This is a genomic window from Kribbella albertanoniae, from assembly GCF_004348455.1.
GTDB lineage: Bacteria > Actinomycetota > Actinomycetes > Propionibacteriales > Kribbellaceae > Kribbella > Kribbella albertanoniae.
Window position 1 is genome coordinate 1 of record NZ_SMKA01000478.1, and the last position, 2,614, is coordinate 2,614.

The following is a 2,614-nucleotide window of genomic DNA, read 5'->3' on the forward strand; positions in this document are numbered from 1 at the left end:
ACCTCAGCCGTACCCCGCGGCAGGTAGACGGCCCGCTCTCCCACCCCAACCGCCGGATACCAGACACTCACCATCAGTTCCCGCGCGCGGCCTGTAACCCACGGGTCGGTCCGGCCCGCGTCCACCAGATGCAGTTCGGTGGTGCCGACGTGGAACGGCCCGGTGGGACGCGGGAAGCGGAGCTGCACGGCCGGAGTGGCGCGGGAGCCAGTGGCCGCGGCCGGAGTGGCGACCGCGGCGGGGCCGCTGGTCCAGGGGGCAGCCGGCTCCACTCCCGCTCCACCGCCGACCAGGCCGACGGACTGGGCAGCACGAGCTACGGGAGCGAGGACGGTGGCTGTGAGGAGGAGGCGTCTGGTCAGCATGGAACCAGGATCTCGTCGTACCCCTCAGTGCTTCGACTGGCGGAAGGCACCCATCGGGGGTGACGAAAGTCGGGTAGGCCGGTGACCACCGCGGAGCCCCCCCATCTCGAGGGATATCCCGTCAACTGGACCCTTCTCCCCTCAAATAACGAGCAGAGAAGGGGCAACTTGAACGGTTCTCCCCTCAAATTGCCCCGGAGTGAGGAGGCGTCTGGGCAGCATGGATCCAGGCTCTCGTCGTACCCCGGGATGCTTCGAGTGGCGGAAGGCACCTGTTGGGGTGGACGAAAGTCGGGTATGACGGGTGGGGTGGAGCTGGATGTGTTGGTGGTGGGCGGAGCTGGGGTCGACACGATCGTGCGGGTGCCTGGGTTGGCGCTGGGTGCACGGGAGACGGTGTCGGTCGAACCGATCGAGACGTACGTCGGGCATACGGGGCATGGGGTTGCGCTGGGATGTCATTTGCTCGGGGTACCGGCCGGGCTGGCGGATGTGATCGGGGAGGACGACGAGGGCTTCCGGATCCGGCAGTTGTACTGGGATCTGCAGATGCCGCTGTACTTCGTGCAGCATCCGAACGGGACGCGGCGGTCGGTCAACCTGGTCACGCCGGACGGGGAGCGACTGTCGTTCTACGACGGGCGGCTTCCGGCGGGGTTGCGGGTGGATCCGGAGTTGTGGCGGCCGGGGATCTCGCAGGCCCGGCACGTGCATGTGTCGATCATGGATTTCGCTCGGCACGCACTGCCGGACGCACTGGCCGCGGAGCGGACGATCTCGACCGATCTCCACGACTGGGACGGCCGGAACGACTACCACCGGGACTTCGCCACCTCGGCGGACATCGTGTTCGTGTCGGCCGGTGCGTTACCGGACGACGCGGTCAGTTGGATCTTTGGGCACGGGCGCGCGCAGGTGGTCGTCGTACTGGCCGGGTCGGATGGGAGTTATCTGCATCTCCCGGGCGAGCCGCCCAAGCACATCCCGGCGATCCAACTGCCGGACCGCCCGGTGGTCGACACGAACGGCGCCGGGGATGCGTACGTGGCCGCGTTCCTCGCGCGGTGGCTGGATGGAGTTAGCTGGTACGACGCCGCCCAGGCCGGGACGATCGCCGGCGCCTGGGCGTGCGGGTCGGCCGGCACTCACACCGACCTGATCACGGCCGAGGAGCTCGCTGCTCGAAACGTCTAGCCTGCTCGAAGTGAATGGCACGGATGAAGCAGTCCCGCGGCTGACCGACCGCGAACAACACACAATCCACGACCGATTGCGCGGTGAGCTCGGCGCCCGCCTCCCGCGGACCGTCCTGCACGAAGTCCGGCGGGAACAGCGAGATCACCCGGATCCCTTCCGCCCGCACCCGCTCGGACAGGATCTCGGCGTACCCGGCCTGCGCGTGCTTCGCCGCATAGAACGCCGCATGCGCAGTCGACCGATGCTGCCCGTTCTCCCCCGCGGCCGAGATCAGATTCACGATGTCCGCCCGCTCCGACTTCCGGAGTAGCGGCAACAACCGTTCGGTCAGCAACACAGTCCCGGTGGCAGCTCCCGCAATCGCATCCGCGATATCCGCCGGCGACGCCGTCTCTCCCAGGTACCGCGCCCCGCTGTTCACCAGCACGTCCAGCCGATCGACCTCCAGCGCCGCGATCGAGTCCGGATCCGCAAGGTCCAGTACGGCGGCCCGCGCCGTACCGCCCGCTGCCCGGATAAACCCCACCGTCTCCTCAGCAGCCCCCATCGTCCGCGCAGTCACCACCACGTGAGCACCCCGCGCAGCAAACGCCACCGCCAACAGCCGCCCGGTATCCCGCCCAGCCCCAGTCACCAACACCCGCAAGCCCATGCGCCGTACCCAACCACCTCAACCCCACTCAAGGTCAACCACCTCGAGCACGGATCAACCACCCCCGCCGACCCCCACGTGGTTGACCGGCGCCCAAGGTGCCGGGCGAACACGACCTTGAGCACCCCTCGACCATCACCCGCGCCCACACGTGGTTGAACGGTGCCCAAGGTGCCCCAGGTACGACGTTGAGCACGGATCAGCCACGCACGACCGCGCAAAGTGGTCGAACGGTGCTCAATGTGGCCGGGCGGGACCTTGGGCGCGGGTCGACCATTGGGCGGAGCGGCGCGTGGTTGATCGGTGCTCAAGGTGGGGCTGGTACGACGTTGAGCACGGATCAGGCAGGTGGGTGGGCTGGAAGTGGTTGGTGGGTGCTCAAGGTGGGTTAGGCGCGGGT

The 2,614-nt window shown here is 68.2% G+C and carries 2 protein-coding genes and 1 pseudogene; 1 reads left to right on the forward strand and 2 read right to left on the reverse strand.

Going from position 1 to position 2,614, the window contains the following annotated elements:
* Positions 1–365, reverse strand: a pseudogene (locus E1261_RS44245) (hypothetical protein); the annotation flags it as partial.
* Between the two features lie 297 nt (positions 366–662).
* Between E1261_RS44245 and E1261_RS44250 the strand changes: the two are divergent.
* On the forward strand, positions 663–1,559 hold the full coding sequence (locus E1261_RS44250) for a carbohydrate kinase family protein (RefSeq protein ID WP_165952871.1): 897 nt from the start codon (positions 663–665) through the stop codon (positions 1,557–1,559).
* Here E1261_RS44250 and E1261_RS44255 read toward each other — a convergent pair.
* A complete protein-coding gene (locus tag E1261_RS44255) occupies positions 1,525–2,214 on the reverse strand; it encodes an SDR family oxidoreductase (protein ID WP_132416289.1) in 690 nt (229 codons plus the stop codon). The two genes, E1261_RS44250 and E1261_RS44255, sit on opposite strands and share 35 nt — an antisense overlap.
* Positions 2,215–2,614 lie beyond the last annotated feature (400 nt).